The organism is Leisingera sp. S232, assembly GCF_049800895.1.
Classification (GTDB): Bacteria; Pseudomonadota; Alphaproteobacteria; order Rhodobacterales; family Rhodobacteraceae; genus Leisingera.
In genome coordinates, this window is sequence record NZ_JBNAFX010000041.1 from 15,900 (window position 1) to 35,974 (window position 20,075).

Sequence of the window (20,075 nt, forward strand, 5' to 3'; positions counted from 1 at the left end):
CAAAGGGATCGCTTTTGTTGAGGCCGAAACTGCAGTGAAGCGCGCCAAACGGCCGCCTGCCACAGGATACCGTTCGGCGGAACGGATGATGTTTTGAAGGTGGAGCGGCGCGGTTACCTGCGCCATAGTGCCAGGCAGGGATCACGAAACTGCCGGAGCCGCGATGATACGTTTGGTATTTGCTGTTTTCTGTTTGATGCTGGCATCTGCTGCTGCCGCCAAGGAGACCTTGCCGCAAAAGTTCAGCCTGCAAGGTCATACACTGGTCTATGACACCGAAACGGATGTGAAAGACGAACTGGCGGAAATCACAGAAGAGGACGTCACGCACTTTCGCGAAATTCTGGAAAAACGCCCGGAAATCACTGAACTGCAGCTCAACAGTGTTGGCGGCAGTGTGTATGCAGGCGAGGAAATTGCCGGTCTGGTACTGGCCTACGGGTTGGATACGCTGGTGGATGGCACGTGCGTCAGCGCCTGTGTGGACGTCTTTCTGGCCGGCGGGCGCAGACGGATGACCATCGGGTCCAGCATCGGTTTCCACCAGCGCAACTGGCCGGCCGAGGCCGTACACAAATACTACCGCGGCGAACGCAAGCGCCGCCGCTGGGCAACACCGTTTGAGTTCGGTTCCTGGATTTACGAAGACACCCAGCGCGAGGTCTACGAACACCTCAGCTATATGGTTGAGCGCGGGACCGACCCCGGTTTTGCGATTGATACGCTGCGCACCGACCCTGAAGGGGAGTGGTATCCCAGCCGACTGAGGCTCATAGCGGCTGGGGTTCTGCGGGAGCTTCGGCCGGGGCAAACACCCTAGATGGCTTGACCCGCAGGCCTGCTTGCGGCACAGGGGCGGCCAGCCTTTCAATTGATGCCTCGAACAGGAGCCCAGACGCATGTCCGGCGACCAGAAGCCCCGCGAAGACCAGTCCACGGATGCCCGGCCAGCAGCAGAAAATGCGGCAGACAAACACGCAAGCGGCGCGCCTTGGCGCAACTTCTATGGCCGGTTCAAAGGCAAGACCCTGAAAGACAGCCAAAAGCGATACCTGGACGAAGATCTGGCCAGCCTCAGCCCAGGTGCGGTCGGTTGGGAGGAAAACCCGGACCGCAATCCGCTGGACCTTGAAGCGCTGTTCGGCGGCAAGGATACCTGGCTGGAGGTCGGCTTTGGCGGCGGCGAGCATCTGGTGCATCAGGCGGTCAGCAACCCCGAGGTAGGTATCATCGGCGCGGAACCGTTCATCAACGGCGTGGCAATGCTGCTGGGCAAGATCCGCAACGCAGGTGCCGACAACATAGCTGTCCATCCCGGAGACGCCCGCGATCTGATGGATGTGCTGCCCGAGGCTTCCGTTTCGCGTGCCTTTCTGCTGTATCCCGACCCTTGGCCCAAGGCGCGCCATCACCGCCGCCGCTTTGTAACACAGGAACATCTGGAGCCGCTGGCCCGCTGCCTGAAGCCTGGCGCGATCTTCCGTGTCGCCACAGACATTCCCGACTATGTGCGTCAGACTTTGGAAGAGGTGCCGAAGGCCGGTTTTGAATGGCTGGCCGAGGGCCCTGCCGACTGGCGCCAGCCGTGGGATGATTGGATCTCCACCCGCTACGAGCAAAAAGCCCTGCGCGAAGGCCGCACTCCGCATTACCTGACCTTCCGCCGCCTGGGCTGAGCCCAAATACGCTGGACCGGCCAGATCCAATCCGTTACCGATAGCGCAAACGAACAGACGAACGACCGACAGACGAAGGAAGCCCCATGTCCGGACACGGCACGCCCATCCCGATGACCTCCCACCCTGCGGACCCGATCAAGGGCGTGGCAGAGGTGCCTGGCGACAAGTCGATCTCGCACCGCTCGCTGATCCTGGGGGCGCTGTCGGTGGGCGAGACCAAGATTTCAGGTCTGCTTGAGGGTGAGGATGTGCTGGATACGGCCAAGGCGATGCGGGCCTTTGGTGCTGAGGTGGTGAACCACGGAGGCGGCAACTGGTCGGTTTTCGGGGTTGGTGTCGGTGGTTTTGCAGAGCCGGACAATGTAATCGACTGCGGCAACTCCGGCACTGGTGTACGGCTGATCATGGGGGTGATGGCGACCTCTCCGATCACGGCGACTTTCTCCGGCGATGCCTCGCTGAACAAACGCCCGATGGCGCGCGTAACCGACCCTCTGGCACAGTTTGGCACCCAATCCGTGGGCCGTTCCGGCGGCCGACTGCCGATGACCATCGTTGGCGCTGCTGATCCGGTGCCCGTCCGCTATACGGTGCCGGTGCCTTCGGCACAGGTAAAGTCCGCAGTGCTCTTTGCCGGTCTCAACGCGCCGGGCAAGACCGTGGTGATCGAACAGGAAGCCACCCGCGACCATACAGAACGGATGCTTGCCGGTTTCGGAGCCGAGATCACCACAGAAGAGACCGAAGAGGGCCGGGTCATCACTCTGACTGGCCGGCCAGAGCTGAAGCCGCAGGTGATCGCCGTGCCGCGCGATCCCTCTTCGGCCGCATTCCCGGTCTGTGCTGCACTGATCACCCCCGGTTCCGACGTGCTGGTACCGAACATTGGCCTGAACCCGACCCGCGCAGGGCTTTTTTACACGCTGCAGGACATGGGCGCGGATCTGACTTTTGAAAACATGCGCGAAGAGGGCGGCGAACCAGTGGCCGACCTGCGTGCCAAATACTCGCCGGACATGAAAGGCATCGCAGTGCCGCCGGAGCGCGCGGCCTCGATGATTGATGAATACCCGGTACTGTCGGTGGTGGCCGCCTTTGCAGAAGGCAAAACCATGATGGCGGGCGTCAAGGAACTGCGCGTCAAGGAAAGCGACCGGATCGACGCGATGGCCAAGGGCCTGCGCGCCAATGGTGTTACCGTCGAGGAAGGCGATGACTGGTGGGAAGTCACCGGCCTGGGCATCAACGGGGTTCCCGGCGGCGGCACTGGCGAAAGTTTCCTGGACCACCGCATCGCCATGTCCTTTATGGTGATGGGCATGGGTGCGCAGAACCCGGTCTCTGTCGATGACGGAAGCCCGATCGCCACGTCCTTCCCGATCTTCGAAAGCCTAATGGGCGGATTGGGTGCCAAGCTGGAGCGCACATGAGCGAGAGCTTCACCATAGCTGTTGATGGCCCAGCCGCTGCGGGCAAGGGTACTTTGTCCAAAGCTCTGGCTGCGCACTATGGCTTTGGCCATCTGGACACGGGCCTTCTGTATCGCGCCGTAGGAGCAAAGATGCTGGATGGTGAGACGCCCGTGGAAGCTGCGCAGAACCTGACACCAGAAGATCTGGCACGCGGTGACCTGCGCGGACCGGAAGTCGCACAGGCGGCGTCCAAAGTTGCAGTAATCGCTGCGGTGCGGGCGGCACTGGTGGATTTTCAACGCGCCTTTGCCCGCCGCGCGGGCGGTGCGGTGTTGGACGGGCGCGATATCGGCACAGTGATCTGCCCCTATGCGCAAGTGAAGTTCTTTGTCACGGCCAGTGCCGAGGTCCGTGCCCGCCGCCGGTTCCAGGAATTGGCGGCAGCTGGCAAGGTGACAACGCTCGAAGAGGTGCTGAGCGACGTGAAAACCCGGGACGAGCGTGATATGAACCGGGCCGAAGCGCCGCTGCGGCCGGCTGCTGGTGCCATTCTGATCGACACCAGCGATCTGAGCATCGAGGAAGCCTTGAACAAGGCAATGGCAGTGATTGAAGCGCGCCTTGATGTGGGCGAAGAGCTGCCCTAGCCTTTCCATTCAGCTTTTCGGACGCATGTAGCTCTGTTTGGGCCGGGGTACATGTGGCAGCAAACATGAACCTGACGGTTATCGGGCAGGGTCATAGGGCGCCACCGGGTAGCGGCAGGGCTCGGCCCCTTCCCAATTGTCTGAACCTCATTCCAGTTCCGGATCACTCATCTGTGCATGGCAGCTTAGCCAGCAGCGCATTAGCCTGTATGTGGATGCTGATAGGAGGGTCATTCATGGCTTGGCTCAAGACAATTGCGATGGTTTGCGTTCTTGCGACGCCTGTGCAGGCGCAGGAAGAGCCGGAACCGCCAATGACCTATGAACGTTTGGGCCGCATTCTTTTTGCACTGGATGAAGATGCGCAGCCGGTCGGGCAAGGGTTTCAGCTGGCGATCTCCGGGGTTCCGATGCTGGTGGTCACCGATCCGGCAGCGGACCGGATGCGGGCGATGGTGCCGCTGCGCCCGGCCGAAGGGCTGACGGCGGAGGAATTGATGCGGATGATGCAGGCCAATTTCGATTCCGCACTGGATGCACGGTATGCCATTGCCAAGGGACAGCTATGGGCGGTGTTCATTCATCCGCTATCACCGCTGCGGAAGGATCAGCTGATTTCCTCGTTGGGGCAGACAGTTAACATCGCGCGCACCTATGGGACGCTTTACACTGGCGGAGCCTTGCAGTTCGGCGGCGGCGACAGCCCAGGCATGCAGCGGCAGCTGATCGAGGAACTGCTGGAAAAGGGTGAGGAAATCTGATCTTCGCCGGGCTGATTCAGCCCCCGTCCCGAATACGAAAATCTGCCAGCTTTCCCGCCTTGGCGATAAATTTCGTCACTTTGTGCGCCGAATAATATGCACCAAGTCGCAAGCGGCGGCCTAAAGTCGCTGCAAACGGTTTGGAGAGCGCCCATGACCACATTCAAGGACCGGCTGACTGCGCTGCGCCGCGACTTCCATCGCCATCCTGAGCTGGGCTTCCAGGAAGACCGCACCAAGGCAAAGGTTGCGGAACAACTGCGCGGACTGGGGCTGGAGGTGCATCAGGGCGCAGGTGTCATCGGATTGCTGCGAGCCCGCCAAGGGAACCGGGCTATCGGACTGCGGGCTGATATGGACGCGCTGCCGATCGATGAGATCTCTACCCATGATTACGTTTCGCAAACGCCGGGGAAAATGCATGCCTGCGGTCATGATGGCCATATGGCGATGCTTTTGGGTGCCGCCGAACGGCTGACCCAGGAACAAGGCTTTGACGGCACCGTGGTGTTCATCTTCCAGCCCAACGAAGAACACGGTTTGGGTGCGCAGGCAATGATTGCCGAGGGCGTGCTGGAGAAATTCCCGATCGAAGAGGTCTATGCCATCCATAACCTTCCCGGGGCGCCAGTCGGGCAAATCTCGACCCGGGCGGGCCAGATCTGCAACAGCGAAAGCCTGTTTGAAATCTCGATCAAGGGGAAGGGCGGCCATGCCTCGATGCCGCAGGCCGGGGTGGATGCGATCACGGTTGGTGCAGAGCTGGTGCTGGCGCTGCAGACCATTGTCTCACGCAAGCTGGCACCTGGAGCAGGAGCTGTGGTTTCGGTCACAGAGTTTCAGACTGACGGTCAGCGCAATGTGCTGCCGGGTCACGCGGTTCTGAAAGGCGATGTCAGAGCGCGGGTTCCCGAGGACCGCAAATCGGTTGAGCGCTTCATGCGCCAGATCGCAACCGGAGTCGCCGCCACCCACGGGGTGGAGGTCGAGATGAGCTTCAATACTGAATTTGTTGAGGCCATCAATGCGGAAGGCCCGACAGAGGCCGTCTACCGCGCTGGTGAGGCTGCGGGCTGCGAGGTGATCCGCAACCGGCCGCCGATGAGTTTCTCCGAGGATTTCGCCTATTTTGCAGAAGCGGTCCCGGGTTGCTTCCTGCTGCTGGGAAACGGTGAAAACGGCCCCAACGGGCAGCCGCTCCATTCGGCGGATTATGATTTCAATGACGCTCTGCTGACGATTGGCGCAGAGTTCTGGGTGCAGCTGGTCCGTGACCGGTTGCCAGCGGGAAAGGACTGACCATGTTTGAGAATTTTGCGGTTTCCATGGGCTATGCAGCCGGCAGCCCAAAGGCCGGCGAGGCAGCATATGCGGTTTTGTCCGAGCGGGATTTCGGCAACGCGCAGGCGGAAATCACTGCTTGGGACGGCTATGAAGCGACACCGCTGGTGTCTCTGGCTGGTCTGGCAGACAAGATCGGCATTGCCCGTATTGACTATAAAGACGAAGGCCCGCGGTTCGGCCTTGGCAGCTTTAAGGCGCTGGGCGGGTCTTATGCTGCGCTGCGGGTGCTGCAGCGGGAGCTGAGCAAACAGCTGGGGCAGGACGTCAGCCTGGAAGCCATCCGCAAAGGCGCGCACAAGGAAGCCTGCGCAGGCATCACTCTGGTTTCCGCCACCGACGGCAATCATGGGCGCTCGTTGGCCTGGGGGTGCAAGCGTTTTGGCGCGCCCTGCCGCATCTATATCCATGCTGAGGTCAGCGAAGGCCGTGCCGTGGCGATGCGTGAACTGGGCGCCGAGGTGATCCGGATCAGCGGCGACTATGACGAATCTGTTCTGCTGGCCAAGAAAGAGGCCGATGAAAACGGCTGGTTCGTGGTCTCCGATACCTCCTGGGAGGGTTACACCGAGCCGCCGCGCGACGTGATGGCCGGCTATAGCGTGATGACCCGCGAGGCCTGCGAAGCACTGGATCAGGCGCCGACCCATGTATTCCTGCAGGGCGGTGTCGGCGGACTGGCGGCCTCGGTCGCGGCAGCGCTGCGGCAGTATTATGGGACAGAGGCGCCGCGGGTTGTGATCGTAGAGCCTGAACTGGCCGCCTGCCTCTTCGACAGCGCCAAAACCGGCAAGGCCACCAATTTCGCCATTCAGGAAGAGACGATCATGGCGGGCCTCTCCTGCGGTGAGCCGTCGGAAATGGCCTGGGAAATTCTGGCCGAGGAAGCGTCTGACTTTCTGACCATTCCGGACAGCATTGTGGCGCCCACGGTGCGGCTGCTGGCCAATGCGGAAACCGGTGATCCGGCGGTTGAAGCAGGCGAAAGCGCAGTTGCCGGGCTGTCTGCCCTCATCGCGGCTTGCCAGTCTTCGCAGATGAAAGAGGCGCTGGGTCTGGATGCCGGTTCCCGCGTGCTGCTGATTGGGTCCGAAGGTGTCACCGATCCGGCGATCTTTGCCGCGATCATGGAGGGCAAGAACCATGTCTGAGGCACCCGCGCGCGGGTTTTCAGAGGCTGAATTCGCAGCACGGACCGAAAAGGCACAAGTAATAATGGCACAGCAGGGGCTCGACGGGCTGCTGCTGCTGACTGAGCCAGAGGTACGCTATTTCAGCGGCTTCCACACGCTGTTCTGGCAAAGCCCGACCCGGCCCTGGTTCCTGTTTGTGCCGCCTGTGGGCAAGCCCATCGCGATCATCCCGGAAATCGGCGCTGATCTGATGCGCCGCACCTGGATCGAAGACATCCGCACCTGGAGCGCACCTGCGCCTGAAGATGATGGGCTCAGCCTGTTGACAGAACTATTGTCGCCGATCGCAGGGCGCGGCGGGTCAATTGGCGTGATGAAGGGCCACGAAACCGCGCTCAGGATGCCCTTGGGCGATTATGAACGACTGATGGCAGGGCTGCCGGGGTTGAAGGTGGCAGATGCCACCCCGCTGGTTCGCAGCCTGCGGATGGTGAAATCGCAAGCCGAGATTGAGAAGCTGCGCCATATCTGCGGCATCGGTTCACGCAGTTTTGCCCGCGTGCCAAAACTGGCCCAGGCGGGGCAGCCGTTTGAGGATCTGTTCCGGGCCTTCCGCCGCGAAGCGCTGGCGCAGGGCGCTGACGATGTGCCCTATCTGGTCGGGGGAGCTGATCAGGGCGGTTACAGCGATGTGATTTCCCCGCCGACGGGCCGTCCTTTGCAGGCAGGCGACATCGTGATGCTGGATACCGGCTCCACCTGGGACGGATACTTCTGTGATTTTGACCGAAACTTTGCGATTGGCCATGCCGATGAGCCGTCGAAACGGGCCTATGATGTATTGTGGCGGGCCACCGAAGCCGGCATCGCGGCAGCCAAACCTGGCGCCACATGCCGGGATCTGTTTCAGGCGATGCAAGCCGTGATTGCCGAGATGGATGATCAGGGCGGTGACGTTGGGCGGCTGGGGCATGGTTTGGGGATGCAGCTGACCGAATGGCCGTCGCATGCAGCTTTTGACACCACTGTGATCCAGGAAAACATGGTGCTGACCCTGGAGCCTTCGCTGGGCTATGGGGACGGCAAGATCATGGTGCATGAGGAAAACATCGTGGTGCGGGCGGATGGCGCAGAGCTTTTGACAGTGCGTGCTGCGCCGGAGTTACCGGTGATCTGAAGGAGGTCTTTGGCCATGAAGCTGCCCTATGACACGGATGCAGGGATAGGAACCCGCGCCACCTTGGGGGTTATTGTTCTGGAAACCGATGAAACGCTGGAGCCGGAGTTCTCCCGGATGATGGCCCAGCCCGGTGTTGCGCTTTATCACAGCCGCATCCCGATGGTGCCGGAAGTGCGCCCTGAGACGCTTGCAAAGATGCAGGCGGATCTGCCGGCCTCGGCACGGCTGTTTCCTTCTACGCCGGACTTTGACGTGATCGGATACGGCTGCACGTCTGCCTCTACGGTGATCGGTTCAGACAAGGTGGCCGAGGCGGTGCAGACCGTTCTTCCCACGGTCAAGGTGACAGACCCGCTGGCAGCAATCATCGCGGCAGGCAGGGCGCTGGGGGCCGCACGGTTCGGTTTTGTCACCCCCTATCTGCCAGAGGTTTCGGCGCAGATGCGTGCAAAACTGGAAGCGGAAGGGTTTGAGATCACAGGTTTCGGGTCATTTGAACAGAAGGACGACCGGGTGGTGGCGCGGATCAGCGAGACAGCTATTGCCAAAGCAGCCAAACAGGTCGCTGCACAGGCGGAGTGCGACGCCATTGTCATTTCCTGCACCAACCTGCGCTGCCTGCAGGTCATCCCAGAGATTGAAGCAGAGACAGGCGTGCCTGTGATTTCCAGCAATCAGGCGCTGGGCTGGCACATGCTGCGGCTTGCAGGCGTAGCAGACGAGCGGCCGGCGTTTGGCAGGCTGTTCACTCAGGCGCTGGCAGTCTGATGATTAAAATTGTTCAGGATTTGCCAGCTGGCAATCTGCATCAGGCCGTGGCGCAGAAACGGCGCAGTCTGCGCTTGTAATCTGCGTGCAGACCGCCACAGATAGTCTCTGGAAACGTGAATTGTTCCAGCGAGGAAGCCCGGATGCCTGCTGCACGCCCCGATAACCGCAATGTCCTGTTCATCATCATTGACCAATTGCGCGCGGATTGTGTGTCCGGGGCATTGGCCGATCATGTGAACCTGCCGAACATCCGCGCCTTCATGCAAGAAGGGGTTTCCTTTGAGCGGCATTTCTCTGTGACCAACCCTTGTGGACCCTCACGGGCATCGATCCTGACTGGGCAATATGCGATGAACCATCGTTCTGTCCGCAATGGCACCCCCCTGCGCCATGACACGCCGAACATTGCCACTGAGATGCGCAAGGCGGGCTATTTGCCAATGCTGTTCGGCTACACTGACACTTCGCAGGACCCCCGCGCCTATGACGCCAACGATCCGGCGCTGCGCAGCTATGAATACCCGATGACCGGGTTTCACGAGATGACAGAGATGCGGCTGGAAATGTCCTATCCATGGCAATCGCATCTGATGAACCGAGGGTACCAGTTCGAAAAATTTTGGGATGTCTACAAACCGGTGTCCCCGGATGGCGGCGCACCCTCCCTGAACGATCCGGCGCTTTACGCGGCAGAAGACAGTGACACTGCGTTTCTGACCGACTCCTTTCTGGGGAAAATGTCGGCCTATCAGAAAGAAAGCTGGTTCGCGCATTTGACATACATCCGCCCACATCCGCCACTGGTGGCGCCTGCGCCCTATAACAGCATGTATGACCCGGCCAGCGTACCTTTGCCACAGCGGTTGGCAACAGCGGCGGAGGAATGCACCCAGCATCCGTTCTTTGAACCCCTGCAGCAAACAAGCCCCCCCGCCAGCTTTGTCGAGGGCTTTCCCGAGCTGGAGCCGACTGATGAAAACATCCGCACCTTACGGGCCGTGTATCTGGGGCTGGCAACCGAGGTGGATCATCATGTCGGGCGGGTGATCCAGTTCCTGAAGGACACTGGCCAATACGACAGCACGTTGGTTGTGATCACTGCAGACCACGGCGAGATGCTGGGCGACCGGCATTCCTGGGGCAAGATGACTGTATACGACGCGGCCTATCACACGCCGCTGATTATCCGGATGCCGGGGAATGACAAGAACGCTGGTGGCTGTATCTCGCACATCACCGAGTCTATCGACGTGACGCCAACGATACTGGAGTGGGTGGGGCAGGATGTGCCGAATTCCATGGACGGTCGGTCACTGCTGCCGCTCCTGAAGGGGGAAGCACCACAGGACTGGCGGCCATACTCCTTTTCGGAACTGGATTTTTCCGAACCACTGGCACCGACACTGTGGCAAAGGAAGTTAGGCACATCAGCCAGCGAGTCCTGCCTGGGCATCCTGCGGGATGAGCGGTTCACCCTGGTTGAGTTCGCCGCCGATCTGCCGCCGATACTGTTTGACAGTCAAGGCCGGGGGGAATTGGAGAATGTAGCCGGAAAGCAGGAATATGCGGCGGAACTGAACCGCCTGACCCGCCTGATGCTGCGGCACCGGATGCGGAACATGGACCACACATTGTCTCTCACTTCTATCACCCCGGATGGTGCGCGCAGCGTAAACAGGTGTGACGCCTGAAGTTTTCTGCGCTCGGTTGGAGGAAATGATCGGTGGGCGGCAAACTTGCAAGTCATTCTCATTTACATTGCAGTTGCGAATGATTTGCAATAACGTCTAACCCAAAGACATCGTTACGTGGAGAATCGGATGTTCCCGCCCCTGTTCAAGACTGTTTCTGCGGCTGCCATCGCGGCTGTTGCAGCCAGCGCAGCCCTTGCGGATGACAAGATGAAGGTCGTCACTACCTTCACTGTTCTGGCTGACATGGCCGCCAATGTGGCAGGTGACGCGGCCGAAGTCGTGTCTGTCACCAAGCCAGGAGCAGAGATCCACGGATATGAACCTACTCCGCGTGACATCGTGCGGGCATCCGATGCAGATCTGATCCTGTGGAACGGCATGAATCTGGAACTGTGGTTCGAACAATTCCTGACGAATCTGGAGGGGGTGCCTTCTGCCACTCTGACCGATGGGATCAGCCCGATCCCGATCGGGGCCGGCTCCTATGAAGGCAAACCCAACCCGCACGCCTGGATGGGGCTGGATAACGCGCTGATCTATATTGACAACATTGTCGAGGCCTTCGCTGAGCATGACCCGAAAAACGCAGCCATCTACGTGAAGAATGCCGGCGCGTACAAAGACAGGCTGCGCGCCACCATCGAACCACTGCGCGAGGCGATTGCACAGATCCCCGAAGACAAACGCTGGCTGGTGACCTGCGAAGGCGCCTTCAGCTATCTGGCCCGCGACTTTGCCATGAAGGAGCTGTATCTCTGGCCGATGAATGCCGATCAGGTCGGCACTCCGCAGCAGGTCCGAGCCGTGATCGATGGTGTGCGTGCAAATGACATCCCTGTGGTCTTCTGCGAAAGCACTGTGAACACCGCCCCGGCTGAGCAAGTGGCCCGTGAAACCGGCGTGGCTTATGGCGGTGAGCTGTATGTGGACTCGCTCAGCGAGGCGGACGGGCCAGTTCCGACCTACCTGGATCTGCTCAGGGTCACATCGCAGACTGTGGCCCGCGGGCTGGTCGAGGTCTCCAACTAAGCTACCTTTCTTGCATATCCCTTTGCCCCGCAGCGAAAGTTGCGGGGCGTTTCATTTCACAAAGCACAACTTCTGTGTGTAACTCTGCAGAACAGCCCATGCTTGATGCCAACGAGACCCGAATAATGGACACCAGCGCTCATCCCACGGACGGCGGGATTGCCGCCGAGAATGTCACGGTAACCTACCGTAACGGCCATACAGCGCTGTGGAATGCAAGCTTTGGCATCCCCCGTGGCACGGTGACTGCGCTGGTTGGGGTGAACGGGGCGGGCAAATCGACCCTGTTCAAGGCGATCATGGGGTTTGTGCCGACCGCACAGGGTGAAATCCGCATCCTTGGGATGACGGTCAAGGAGGCGCTGCGCAAGAACCTGGTTGCCTATGTGCCCCAGTCGGAGGAAGTCGACTGGGCCTTCCCGGTGCTGGTCGAGGACGTGGTGATGATGGGCCGTTACGGGCATATGGGGTTTCTGCGCCGTGCCAAGGCAGCGGACCACGAGGCCGTCGATCAGGCGCTGCGACGTGTGAACATGCAGGACTTCCGCCACCGTCAGATCGGTGAGCTGTCCGGTGGCCAGCGCAAACGGGTGTTTCTGGCCCGCGCGCTTGCGCAGGACGGGCAGGTGATCCTCTTGGATGAACCCTTTACCGGTGTTGATGTGAAGACCGAAGAGCAGATCATCGCCCTGTTGCGTGAACTGCGTGCTGAGGGCCGGGTGATGCTGGTCTCGACCCACAATCTGGGCAGCGTGCCGGAATTCTGTGACCGTACCATTCTGGTCAAAGGCACGGTGCTGGGCTTTGGGCCGACCGAAACCACCTTTACCCGCGCAAATCTGGAGCACGCTTTCGGCGGCGTGCTGCGCCATTTCACCCTGGGTGGCGATGCGTTGCATGACGACGGCGACACCCGCGAAGTCACCATCCTGACCGACGACGAACGGCCCTTTGTCCAATACGGCGAACGGACTCAGACCCGCGAGAGCCGGGAGCAGGAATGATGGAATACCTGCTGGAGCCATTTGCCTACAACTATATGACCAATGCGATGTGGGTCTCTGCTCTGGTCGGCGGGGTTTGTGCTTTTCTGTCTGCCTATCTGATGCTGAAAGGCTGGTCTTTGATTGGCGATGCACTGTCCCATTCGGTGGTGCCAGGGGTGGCGGGCGCCTATATCCTTGGACTGCCTTTTGCGCTGGGCGCGTTCATTGCGGGCGGATTGGCGGCGGGCGCGATGCTGTTCCTGTCGGAACGCTCTGGCCTCAAGGTCGATGTGATCATCGGTCTGATCTTCACCTCCTTTTTCGGCCTTGGCCTGTTCATCGTCTCAATCAGCCCGATGTCGGTTTCAGTGCAGACCATCACCATGGGCAACGTCCTGGCCATCACGCCGGAGGACACGGCTCAGCTGGCGATCATCGGCTTTGTCTCGCTGGCGGTGCTCTTGGCCAAATGGAAGGATCTGATGGTCACTTTCTTTGATGAAAACCACGCCCGCACCATCGGCTTGCGTCCCGGATTGCTCAAGGCGGTGTTCTTTGTGCTGCTGTCGGCCTCTGTGGTGGCGGCGATGCAGACCGTGGGAGCCTTTCTGGTGATCGCCATGGTGGTGACACCCGGTGCCACGGCCTATCTGCTGTGCGACCGCTTCCCACGGCTGATCTTGCTGTCCGTGGTGATCGGCGCGGCGACCAGCTTTCTTGGCGCCTATGCCAGCTATTTTCTGGATGGCGCCACAGGCGGCATCATCGTGACGCTGCAGACGCTGATCTTCCTTGTGGTGTTCATTTTTGCCCCGAAACACGGGTTGCTGGCCGCCAAACGCAAGGCACGCAACGCTTTGAAACGGGGACCTGCGGCACAAGAGGGGCTGCGTGATGGACTTTGAAACGCTGCTGATGCCGTTCCAGTTTGCCTTCATGCAGAACGCCTTCTGGATTTCCCTGATCGTCTCGGTTCCGACGGCGCTGCTGTCCTGCTTTCTGGTGATGAAAGGCTGGGCGCTGATGGGCGATGCGGTCAGTCACGCGGTGCTTCCGGGGATCGTGCTGGCCTATGTCATCGGCATCCCGCTGATCATCGGTGCCTTTGCCGCCGGTATGCTTTGTGCGGTGGCAACCGGCTTTCTGTCCGGCAACAGCCGGGTCAAGCAGGATACGGTGATGGGCGTGGTCTTTTCCGGCATGTTCGGATTGGGCATCGTGATGTATGTCGGGCTCGAGACCAACGCGCATCTGGACCACATCCTGTTCGGCAACATGCTGGGCGTTGAAGGGCATGAGCTGTGGACCGCAGGCATCATCTCGCTGCTGGTCGGTACCGGGCTGGTGCTCAAGTGGAAGGACCTGCTGCTGCACAGTTTTGATCCGGCTCAGGCGCAGGCCTCCGGGCTGCCGGTCACGGTGCTGCACTACGGGCTGCTGGCGGCGCTGTCGCTAACCATTGTGGCGACCCTGTCGGCGGCCGGGCTGATCCTGGCAATCGGTTTGCTGATTGCGCCGGGGGCGGTGGCCTTTCTGGTGGTGCGCAAGTTCTCCACCATGCTTTGGGTCTCGGTTCTGGTCTGCATGTTCTCGATGGTGGCGGGCACCTATGCCAGCTTCTTTCTTGACAGTGCTCCGGCGCCGACCATCGTGCTGATCCTGACGCTGATGTTCATCCTGGCCTTTGTGCGGCGGCTTTATCTGACGCGCCGCAGCTCAATGCAGCGAGTCAAAGATTCCTCTGGGATCGTGTGAATCATTCGGTGCTGGCTGCAACCATTTCTAACAGCCACTGCCGCACCAGTTCGGCGTTCGGAACCAGATCCTGGCTTTTGGACCACACCAGGTAGAACCCTGCCCCAGTGGTCCAGGACCATTCCTCCCGTGCGGCCAAAAGCCCCTGTTTGATCAGTGGCTGTGTCACATGCCGCCAGCCAAAGGCAAAGCCCTCGCCGGCAATGGCCGCCTGCAGAACCAGGGCATAATCATTCAGTCGCATGCCAGCAGCTGGCGGGCGCCCGGTGACCCCGAAGTGTTCAAACCATTGCTGCCACCGGGGCCTCTCCCGGATTGGTTCTTCCAGATGGATCAGCCGCTCATGCAGCAGGTTTGGCACTGTTGCCAGGTTCACGGCTGAGGTCATCACCCGCGGGCTGGCCACCGGATAGATCACCTCCGGCGCAATCAGGGCTGAATGACAGTCCGGCCAGTTTCCATCACCACGCCGCACCGCCAGCGAGATGCCTTCGGTATTGATATCCGGTTCCCGGTCCGAACTTTGCAGCCGCAGGTCGATATCCGGGTGCGCCTCGTGCAGCTGGGTCAATCTTGGCATCACCCAGTAGTATGCAAAAGCAGAGGAGCAATTGAGCGTGACATGGTCATTGCGCCCAAACTGCCGCACAGCTTTGGCCGAGGTCAGCACGTCCTCCAGCGCCTTGGCGACATCAGTGTAAAGCCGCATACCAGCTCCGGTCAGCTCTACTCTGCGATGGCTACGGCGGAACAAAACAACGCCCAGAGACGCTTCCATCTGTTTGATAGCCGCACTGACGGCAGGCTGCTGCACGTTCAGTTCTTCTGAAGCACGGGTAAAGGACCCGTGCCGGGCGGCGGCCTCGAACACGATCAGGTGGCGCGGACTGGTCAGGAGCTTCCATAGTTCTTGCATAAACCCAAGTTATCCAAACGATCAGATTTTTCAACAGTCACAAACCCAGGTCCGGGATTTAGTCTTACGCATCATTTGAGTCTTTGGAGAGCCCCATGGCCCGACGCGCCCGCGCATCCCGCGACAGAAACACTGCCCCTGCCGGCGCTCCGGCTTCGCCCTGGATTCAGCGCACATTGCCGTTTTTTGATGTGCTGGATGAAGAAAAGCTGACCAAAATCGAAGCTCAGGTTGACTGGATCTTCGAGGATGTCGGCATTGCCTTCCGGGATGACGCCGAAGCCCTGAGGATCTGGAAAGACGCGGGGGCGCGGATTGACGGCGACACCGTGCGCGCCGATGCGCAGTGGATCCGGTCGCTCTGCGCCAAGGCGCCGCAGGAATTTACCCAGCTGGCCCGCAACCCGGCGCGCTCGGTTACCATTGGCGGCAACAATCAGGTGTTCGCGCCGATCTATGGCGCGCCTTTTGTGCGCGATCTGGAAGGCGGCCGCCGCTATGGCGACATGGAAAGCTTTGAGAAGCTGGTAAAGCTCACCTATATGCATCCGAACCTGCATCATGGCGGGCTGGTGATCTGCGAACCCTGTGACGTGCCGGTCTCCAAGCGCCATTTCGACATGCTGTTTGCCCATATGACGCTGAGCGACAAACCGCATCTGGGCGCCATCACTGAGATGTCCCGCGCGCAGGACAGTGTCGACATGGCCGAGATCGTCTTTGGGCGTGACGTCATGGACAACAACTGCGTGATCATGGGCAATGTGAACACCAACTCACCGCTCCTAGTCGACAAGGTGGTGACTGAGGCTGTGCGCACCTATTCCGCCCGCGGGCAGGGAATGGTGGTTGTTCCGTTCATCCTGACTGGTGCGATGGGGCCAGTATCGACTGCGGCGTCGGTCGCGCAGGCGATGGCCGAAGCAATGATGGTTTGTGCCTTCACACAACTTGTTCGTCCCGGAGCGCCTTTCGTGCTGGGCAATTTCCTGTCGTCGATGTCGCTGAAGTCCGGCGCGCCGACCTTTGGTATGCCTGAACCGGTGGTGTCGAATTATGCCATCGGCCAGCTGGCGCGCCGTGCAGGCCTGCCGCTGCGTTGCGGCGGGTCGCTGACAGCGTCCAAGATCGAAGACGCCCAGGCGGCCTATGAGAGCGCAGATTCGATGCACTCCACCATGCTGGCTGGCGCAAACTTTGTGCTGCATTCGGCAGGCTGGATGGAAGGCGGGCTGTGCACCGGATTCGAGAAGCTGATCATGGATGCCGACCGGCTGGGCTCCTACCAGAAGGTGCTGAGCCAGGGCCTGGATACCAGTGATGAAGCCTTTGCCCGCGATGCCTATGGCGAAGTAGAGCCGGGTGGGCATTTCCTCGGCTCCGGTCACACCATGCGCAATTACCAGACCGCGTTTTATGAGCCGAAGCTCAGCGACAGCGAAAACGTTGAAAGCTGGGAAGAGGGCGGGTCCAAAGACATGCGTCGCCGTGCCTATGAACGCTGGAACCAGATGCTGAACGAATATCAGGCGCCGCCGATGGATGAGGCGGTGAAAGAGGAGCTGGCCGCCTATGTCGCCCGCCGCAAGGAGGAGATCCCGGATGCGTGGTACTAAGGCAAGGAATTCTTCCGCCATTTCTTCAGCTTGTGCAGGATCTGCCGGTTTACCCCGGCGCCCCCTGTGCGCCCACCCCACTCCGCCTTTGCACCCCCAGGGTGTCATGTACCGCAATTCCCGCATTTTGCCCCAGACCTGAGGACAAACCCATGTCAGACAATTTTGCCCAATCGACGCTCAACATCCACAAGGAGGAGAGCACCGGCGACAAGAAGCTGCCGAGCCACGCCAAAGCGGTGATTATCGGTGGCGGTGTGGTTGGCTGCTCGATCCTGTTCCACCTGGCCAAGTTCGGCTGGAAGGATGTGGTGCTACTGGAACGCGACGAGCTGACCTCCGGTTCCTCCTGGCACGCGGCGGGACAGATCCATACCATTTCGTCCGACCCGAACATCTCGCGCCTGCAGAGCTATACCATCGACCTTTATAAGGAGATCGAGAAGACCTCTGGCCACAGCGTCGGCCTGCACATCACCGGCGGGTTTTATCTGGCGTCGAACAAGACCTGGTACGACTACCTGAAACGCGAACGTTCCAAGGCGCGGTACATGGGTCTGAACCAGGAGTTCATCAGCCCCAAGGAAGTGGCCGAGCGCCACCCGCTGATCGACCCGAAACACTACCACGCGGCGCTGTGGGATGATCAGGACGGCGATCTGGACCCCTCAGGCGCGACCTACGCCTTTGCGAAATCCGCCCGCGTGCATGGCGCGCAATATTTCACTCATACGCCGGTGACCGGCACCACCCAGCGCCCTGACGGCAGCTGGGACGTGGTCACGCCGCGCGGTGTAATCAATGCCGAGCATATCGTGAACTGCGGCGGCCTGTGGGCGCGGGAAGTCGGCCATATGCAGGGCATCAACCTGCCGGTGCAGCCGATGGAGCACCACTATCTGATCACCGACAAGATCGACGCAGTGGCCAATCACCCGACCCGCCTGCCGGCCGGTATCGACTATGAGGCCAACATCTATTTCCGGCAGGAACGACAGGGGATGCTCTTGGGCACCTATGAACCGAAGGGCACACCGTGGAAAGTCGGCGGCACGCCCTGGGACTTTGGCCATGAGCTGCTGCAGCCGGATCTGGACCGGATTGCCGACCGTCTGGAGATGTCGTTTGAACGCATCCCAGCCATCGGCGAGGCCGGCATCAAGGACATGATCAACGGGCCGTTTACATTCGGCCCCGACGGTAACCCGATGATTGGCCCGGTTCCGGGCATGAAAAACTACTGGTGCGCCGTGGGCGTGATGGCGGGCTTCTGCCAGGGCGGCGGTGTGGGCCTGACCATGGCTGAATGGATGATCGACGGTGAACCCTCCATCGACGTCTGGGCCATGGATGTGGCGCGCTTTGGTGACTTTGCAACCCCCGACTGGGGCACCGTGAAGTCGACCGAGAACTACGAGCGCCGCTTCGTGATGACCTTCCCGAATGAGACGCTGCCGAAGGGCCGGATGCAGAAGACCACCGCCCTCTATGACCGGCTGGTCGCCAAGGGCGCGCGGATGGGCCAGGGCTTTGGCCTGGAGAACGCGCTGTGGTTTGCCGATGGCCCCGAGGACGCCCATGAAGAGCCGACGTTTGAGCGCAACCGCAGCCACGACTATGTGGCGCGCGAGGTCAAAGCGGTGCGCGAAGCGGTGGGTGGCATCGAAGTTGCCAACTTTGCCAAGCATGAGTTCAAGGGCGCAGGTGCGCGCGCCTACCTGGACCGCGTACTGGCAGGCTATGTGCCAAAACCGGGCCGCCTGACGCTGACGCCGATGCTGACCCCCAAGGGCAAGCTTTACGGCGACCTGACCGTGGCCTGCCTGGCAGAGGATCACTTCATGCTATTCGGCTCCGGCGCGATGCAGGAAGCGCACCGCCGCTGGTTTGAGAAGGACCTGCCCGCGGATGTGTCCTATCAGAACGTCTCCGATGATTGGCACGGTATCGCCCTGTCCGGCCCGAATTCGCGCGAACTGCTGCAGCGGATCACCCGCGACGATGTCTCTGCCGAGGCGTTCAAGTTCCGCGACCTGCGCCAGACCTTTGTGGGCGGCGTGCCGGTGATCCTCAACCGGATCAGCTTCTCGGGCGAGCTGGGCTATGAGATCTACTGCAAGCCGCAGTATCTGCTGCGCCTGGCAGAGGCGATCGAGGAGGCAGGCGCGGATCTGGGCTACCGCTGGTATGGCGCGCGGGCGCTTATGTCGATGCGTCTGGAGAAGAGCTGGGGGGTCTGGACTTTGGACTTCCGCCCGGATTTCGACGCGGCAGAAAGCGGTATGGATGTCTTCATCAACTGGAAGAAGGATTTCGTAGGCAAGGAAGCTGCACTGAAGGCCCGCGAGGCCGGTCCGAGCCGCAAGCTGATCACCATGACCATCGACGTGGACGGCATTGATGTCTCCAACGACGAGGCAATCCTGAAGGACGGTGAGGCGGTTGGCTATATCTCATCGGGCGGTTATGCGCATCACGCGCAGACATCCATGGCGATGGGATATGTTTCGGCAGACCACGCTGCGGCTGGCACCAAGCTGCAGGTCGAAATCCTGGGCCAGATGTATGACGCCGAAGTGCTGGGTGCGCCAATCTATGACGCCAACGGCGCCAATATGCGCGCCTGATCAAGCAGGGGAGCGGAAACCATGACCCAACACATGCGGACGCTCCCCTAAGCGGCTGAGGCCATGCCGGCCTGCCGCTGCATCCTCCTGCATCTGCCGACCTTTCCGCCGCTGGAGGCTGCAAACAGACAAACAAAAGTTGCGCACCCAACTGACGCGCCATGCAGGGTTGTAGAATTTTCACGCGGTCTCAAATCTAGCCTCTTGTAAGGCGTTGTTGCACAAAGGCCGTAGAGGATTCACTTTGCGAATCCCGTAGGTTAGATCGGCGGCATGCCGAAGCCTGCCTCTTCCCGCTATCGAACAACGAACTGGTCCAACTATAACGCATCACTTCGAAAGCGCGGCTCTCTGCTGGTCTGGTTTGACCGCGACATGACCTGGTTCGCCGAGCGATGCGGCAAACGCGGACGACCGGAGACCTTCTCCGATGCGGCCATCCAGTTCTGCCTTAGTGTGAAGGTATTGTTCGGCCTGCCATTGCGGCAAACGTCCGGTATGGTTGCGAGCCTGCTGAAGATGGCGGGA

The 20,075-nt window shown here is 60.5% G+C and carries 18 protein-coding genes; 17 read left to right on the forward strand and 1 reads right to left on the reverse strand.

The window, feature by feature from the left end:
* The first annotated feature begins 196 nt into the window (after positions 1-196).
* From ACP151_RS18645 to ACP151_RS18710, 14 genes are all read left to right on the forward strand, one after another.
* The gene (locus tag ACP151_RS18645) at positions 197-820 is read left to right on the forward strand and encodes a hypothetical protein (protein WP_424980398.1); all 624 of its coding nucleotides are present in this window, start codon (positions 197-199) and stop codon (positions 818-820) included.
* 79 nt (positions 821-899) lie between these two features.
* Positions 900-1,676 carry a tRNA (guanine(46)-N(7))-methyltransferase TrmB gene (gene trmB, locus ACP151_RS18650; RefSeq protein ID WP_424980399.1) on the forward strand — a complete coding sequence of 259 codons (777 nt, stop codon included), beginning with the start codon at positions 900-902 and terminating at the stop codon, positions 1,674-1,676.
* Between the two features lie 86 nt (positions 1,677-1,762).
* Positions 1,763-3,109: a 3-phosphoshikimate 1-carboxyvinyltransferase gene (aroA, locus tag ACP151_RS18655; RefSeq protein ID WP_424980400.1), complete on the forward strand. Its 1,347-nt coding sequence runs from the start codon at positions 1,763-1,765 to the stop codon at positions 3,107-3,109.
* The gene (locus ACP151_RS18660) at positions 3,106-3,738 is read left to right on the forward strand and encodes a (d)CMP kinase (RefSeq protein ID WP_424980401.1); all 633 of its coding nucleotides are present in this window, start codon (positions 3,106-3,108) and stop codon (positions 3,736-3,738) included. The genes aroA and ACP151_RS18660 overlap by 4 nt, the downstream gene beginning before the upstream one ends.
* A 236-nt stretch (positions 3,739-3,974) precedes the next feature.
* Entirely contained in the window at positions 3,975-4,499 is a 525-nt protein-coding gene (locus ACP151_RS18665; protein ID WP_424980402.1) for a hypothetical protein, read from the forward strand.
* Positions 4,500-4,652: 153 nt separating this feature from the next.
* Positions 4,653-5,798 carry an amidohydrolase gene (locus tag ACP151_RS18670; protein ID WP_424980403.1) on the forward strand — a complete coding sequence of 382 codons (1,146 nt, stop codon included), beginning with the start codon at positions 4,653-4,655 and terminating at the stop codon, positions 5,796-5,798.
* Positions 5,799-5,800: 2 nt separating this feature from the next.
* Positions 5,801-6,991 (forward strand): diaminopropionate ammonia-lyase, encoded by a 1,191-nt coding sequence (locus ACP151_RS18675; RefSeq protein ID WP_424980404.1) that lies wholly within the window; start codon positions 5,801-5,803, stop codon positions 6,989-6,991.
* Positions 6,984-8,150: a M24 family metallopeptidase gene (locus tag ACP151_RS18680; RefSeq protein WP_424980405.1), complete on the forward strand. Its 1,167-nt coding sequence runs from the start codon at positions 6,984-6,986 to the stop codon at positions 8,148-8,150. The genes ACP151_RS18675 and ACP151_RS18680 overlap by 8 nt, the downstream gene beginning before the upstream one ends.
* A gap of 15 nt (positions 8,151-8,165) precedes the next feature.
* The gene (locus tag ACP151_RS18685; protein WP_424980406.1) at positions 8,166-8,921 is read left to right on the forward strand and encodes a maleate cis-trans isomerase family protein; all 756 of its coding nucleotides are present in this window, start codon (positions 8,166-8,168) and stop codon (positions 8,919-8,921) included.
* 143 nt (positions 8,922-9,064) lie between these two features.
* Positions 9,065-10,615 carry an alkaline phosphatase family protein gene (locus ACP151_RS18690; RefSeq protein WP_424980407.1) on the forward strand — a complete coding sequence of 517 codons (1,551 nt, stop codon included), beginning with the start codon at positions 9,065-9,067 and terminating at the stop codon, positions 10,613-10,615.
* 129 nt (positions 10,616-10,744) lie between these two features.
* Positions 10,745-11,647, forward strand: a complete 903-nt coding sequence (locus tag ACP151_RS18695; protein WP_424980408.1) for a metal ABC transporter substrate-binding protein — start codon at positions 10,745-10,747, stop codon at positions 11,645-11,647.
* A gap of 98 nt (positions 11,648-11,745) precedes the next feature.
* The gene (locus ACP151_RS18700) at positions 11,746-12,651 is read left to right on the forward strand and encodes a manganese/iron ABC transporter ATP-binding protein (RefSeq protein ID WP_424980409.1); all 906 of its coding nucleotides are present in this window, start codon (positions 11,746-11,748) and stop codon (positions 12,649-12,651) included.
* Entirely contained in the window at positions 12,648-13,538 is an 891-nt protein-coding gene (locus tag ACP151_RS18705) for a metal ABC transporter permease (RefSeq protein WP_424980410.1), read from the forward strand. The genes ACP151_RS18700 and ACP151_RS18705 overlap by 4 nt, the downstream gene beginning before the upstream one ends.
* Positions 13,528-14,388, forward strand: coding sequence for a metal ABC transporter permease (locus ACP151_RS18710; RefSeq protein WP_424980411.1), 861 nt, complete (start codon positions 13,528-13,530; stop codon positions 14,386-14,388). Before ACP151_RS18705 ends, ACP151_RS18710 begins: the two co-directional genes overlap by 11 nt.
* A gap of 1 nt (position 14,389) precedes the next feature.
* Here the strand turns inward: ACP151_RS18710 and ACP151_RS18715 are convergent, their stop codons facing one another.
* Positions 14,390-15,304 carry a LysR substrate-binding domain-containing protein gene (locus tag ACP151_RS18715; protein ID WP_424980412.1) on the reverse strand — a complete coding sequence of 305 codons (915 nt, stop codon included), beginning with the start codon at positions 15,302-15,304 and terminating at the stop codon, positions 14,390-14,392.
* Between the two features lie 95 nt (positions 15,305-15,399).
* On the opposite strand from ACP151_RS18715, the gene ACP151_RS18720 reads away from it, so the two are divergent.
* From ACP151_RS18720 to ACP151_RS18730, 3 genes are all read left to right on the forward strand, one after another.
* Positions 15,400-16,920, forward strand: a complete 1,521-nt coding sequence (locus tag ACP151_RS18720) for a trimethylamine methyltransferase family protein (protein ID WP_424980413.1) — start codon at positions 15,400-15,402, stop codon at positions 16,918-16,920.
* A 152-nt stretch (positions 16,921-17,072) separates the two neighbouring features.
* On the forward strand, positions 17,073-19,547 hold the full coding sequence (locus tag ACP151_RS18725) for a GcvT family protein (protein WP_424980414.1): 2,475 nt from the start codon (positions 17,073-17,075) through the stop codon (positions 19,545-19,547).
* Between the two features lie 273 nt (positions 19,548-19,820).
* A partial coding sequence (locus ACP151_RS18730) for a transposase (RefSeq protein WP_424978662.1) occupies positions 19,821-20,075 on the forward strand: 255 nt, incomplete at its 3' end.

What these genes read in the sequence shown, in the direction of transcription:
- ACP151_RS18725 (WP_424980414.1), top strand. Translation starts at nt 17,073, where the DNA reads ATGTCAGACAATTTTGCCCAATCGACGCTCAACATCCACAAGGAGGAG.
- ACP151_RS18715 (WP_424980412.1), bottom strand. Translation starts at nt 15,304, where the DNA reads ATGCAAGAACTATGGAAGCTCCTGACCAGTCCGCGCCACCTGATCGTG.
- ACP151_RS18670 (WP_424980403.1), top strand. Translation starts at nt 4,653, where the DNA reads ATGACCACATTCAAGGACCGGCTGACTGCGCTGCGCCGCGACTTCCAT.
- ACP151_RS18690 (WP_424980407.1), top strand. Translation starts at nt 9,065, where the DNA reads ATGCCTGCTGCACGCCCCGATAACCGCAATGTCCTGTTCATCATCATT.
- ACP151_RS18710 (WP_424980411.1), top strand. Translation starts at nt 13,528, where the DNA reads ATGGACTTTGAAACGCTGCTGATGCCGTTCCAGTTTGCCTTCATGCAG.
- ACP151_RS18685 (WP_424980406.1), top strand. Translation starts at nt 8,166, where the DNA reads ATGAAGCTGCCCTATGACACGGATGCAGGGATAGGAACCCGCGCCACC.
- ACP151_RS18680 (WP_424980405.1), top strand. Translation starts at nt 6,984, where the DNA reads ATGTCTGAGGCACCCGCGCGCGGGTTTTCAGAGGCTGAATTCGCAGCA.
- ACP151_RS18660 (WP_424980401.1), top strand. Translation starts at nt 3,106, where the DNA reads ATGAGCGAGAGCTTCACCATAGCTGTTGATGGCCCAGCCGCTGCGGGC.
- ACP151_RS18645 (WP_424980398.1), top strand. Translation starts at nt 197, where the DNA reads ATGCTGGCATCTGCTGCTGCCGCCAAGGAGACCTTGCCGCAAAAGTTC.
- ACP151_RS18705 (WP_424980410.1), top strand. Translation starts at nt 12,648, where the DNA reads ATGATGGAATACCTGCTGGAGCCATTTGCCTACAACTATATGACCAAT.
- ACP151_RS18675 (WP_424980404.1), top strand. Translation starts at nt 5,801, where the DNA reads ATGTTTGAGAATTTTGCGGTTTCCATGGGCTATGCAGCCGGCAGCCCA.
- ACP151_RS18720 (WP_424980413.1), top strand. Translation starts at nt 15,400, where the DNA reads ATGGCCCGACGCGCCCGCGCATCCCGCGACAGAAACACTGCCCCTGCC.
- trmB (WP_424980399.1), top strand. Translation starts at nt 900, where the DNA reads ATGTCCGGCGACCAGAAGCCCCGCGAAGACCAGTCCACGGATGCCCGG.
- ACP151_RS18700 (WP_424980409.1), top strand. Translation starts at nt 11,746, where the DNA reads ATGCTTGATGCCAACGAGACCCGAATAATGGACACCAGCGCTCATCCC.
- aroA (WP_424980400.1), top strand. Translation starts at nt 1,763, where the DNA reads ATGTCCGGACACGGCACGCCCATCCCGATGACCTCCCACCCTGCGGAC.
- ACP151_RS18665 (WP_424980402.1), top strand. Translation starts at nt 3,975, where the DNA reads ATGGCTTGGCTCAAGACAATTGCGATGGTTTGCGTTCTTGCGACGCCT.
- ACP151_RS18695 (WP_424980408.1), top strand. Translation starts at nt 10,745, where the DNA reads ATGTTCCCGCCCCTGTTCAAGACTGTTTCTGCGGCTGCCATCGCGGCT.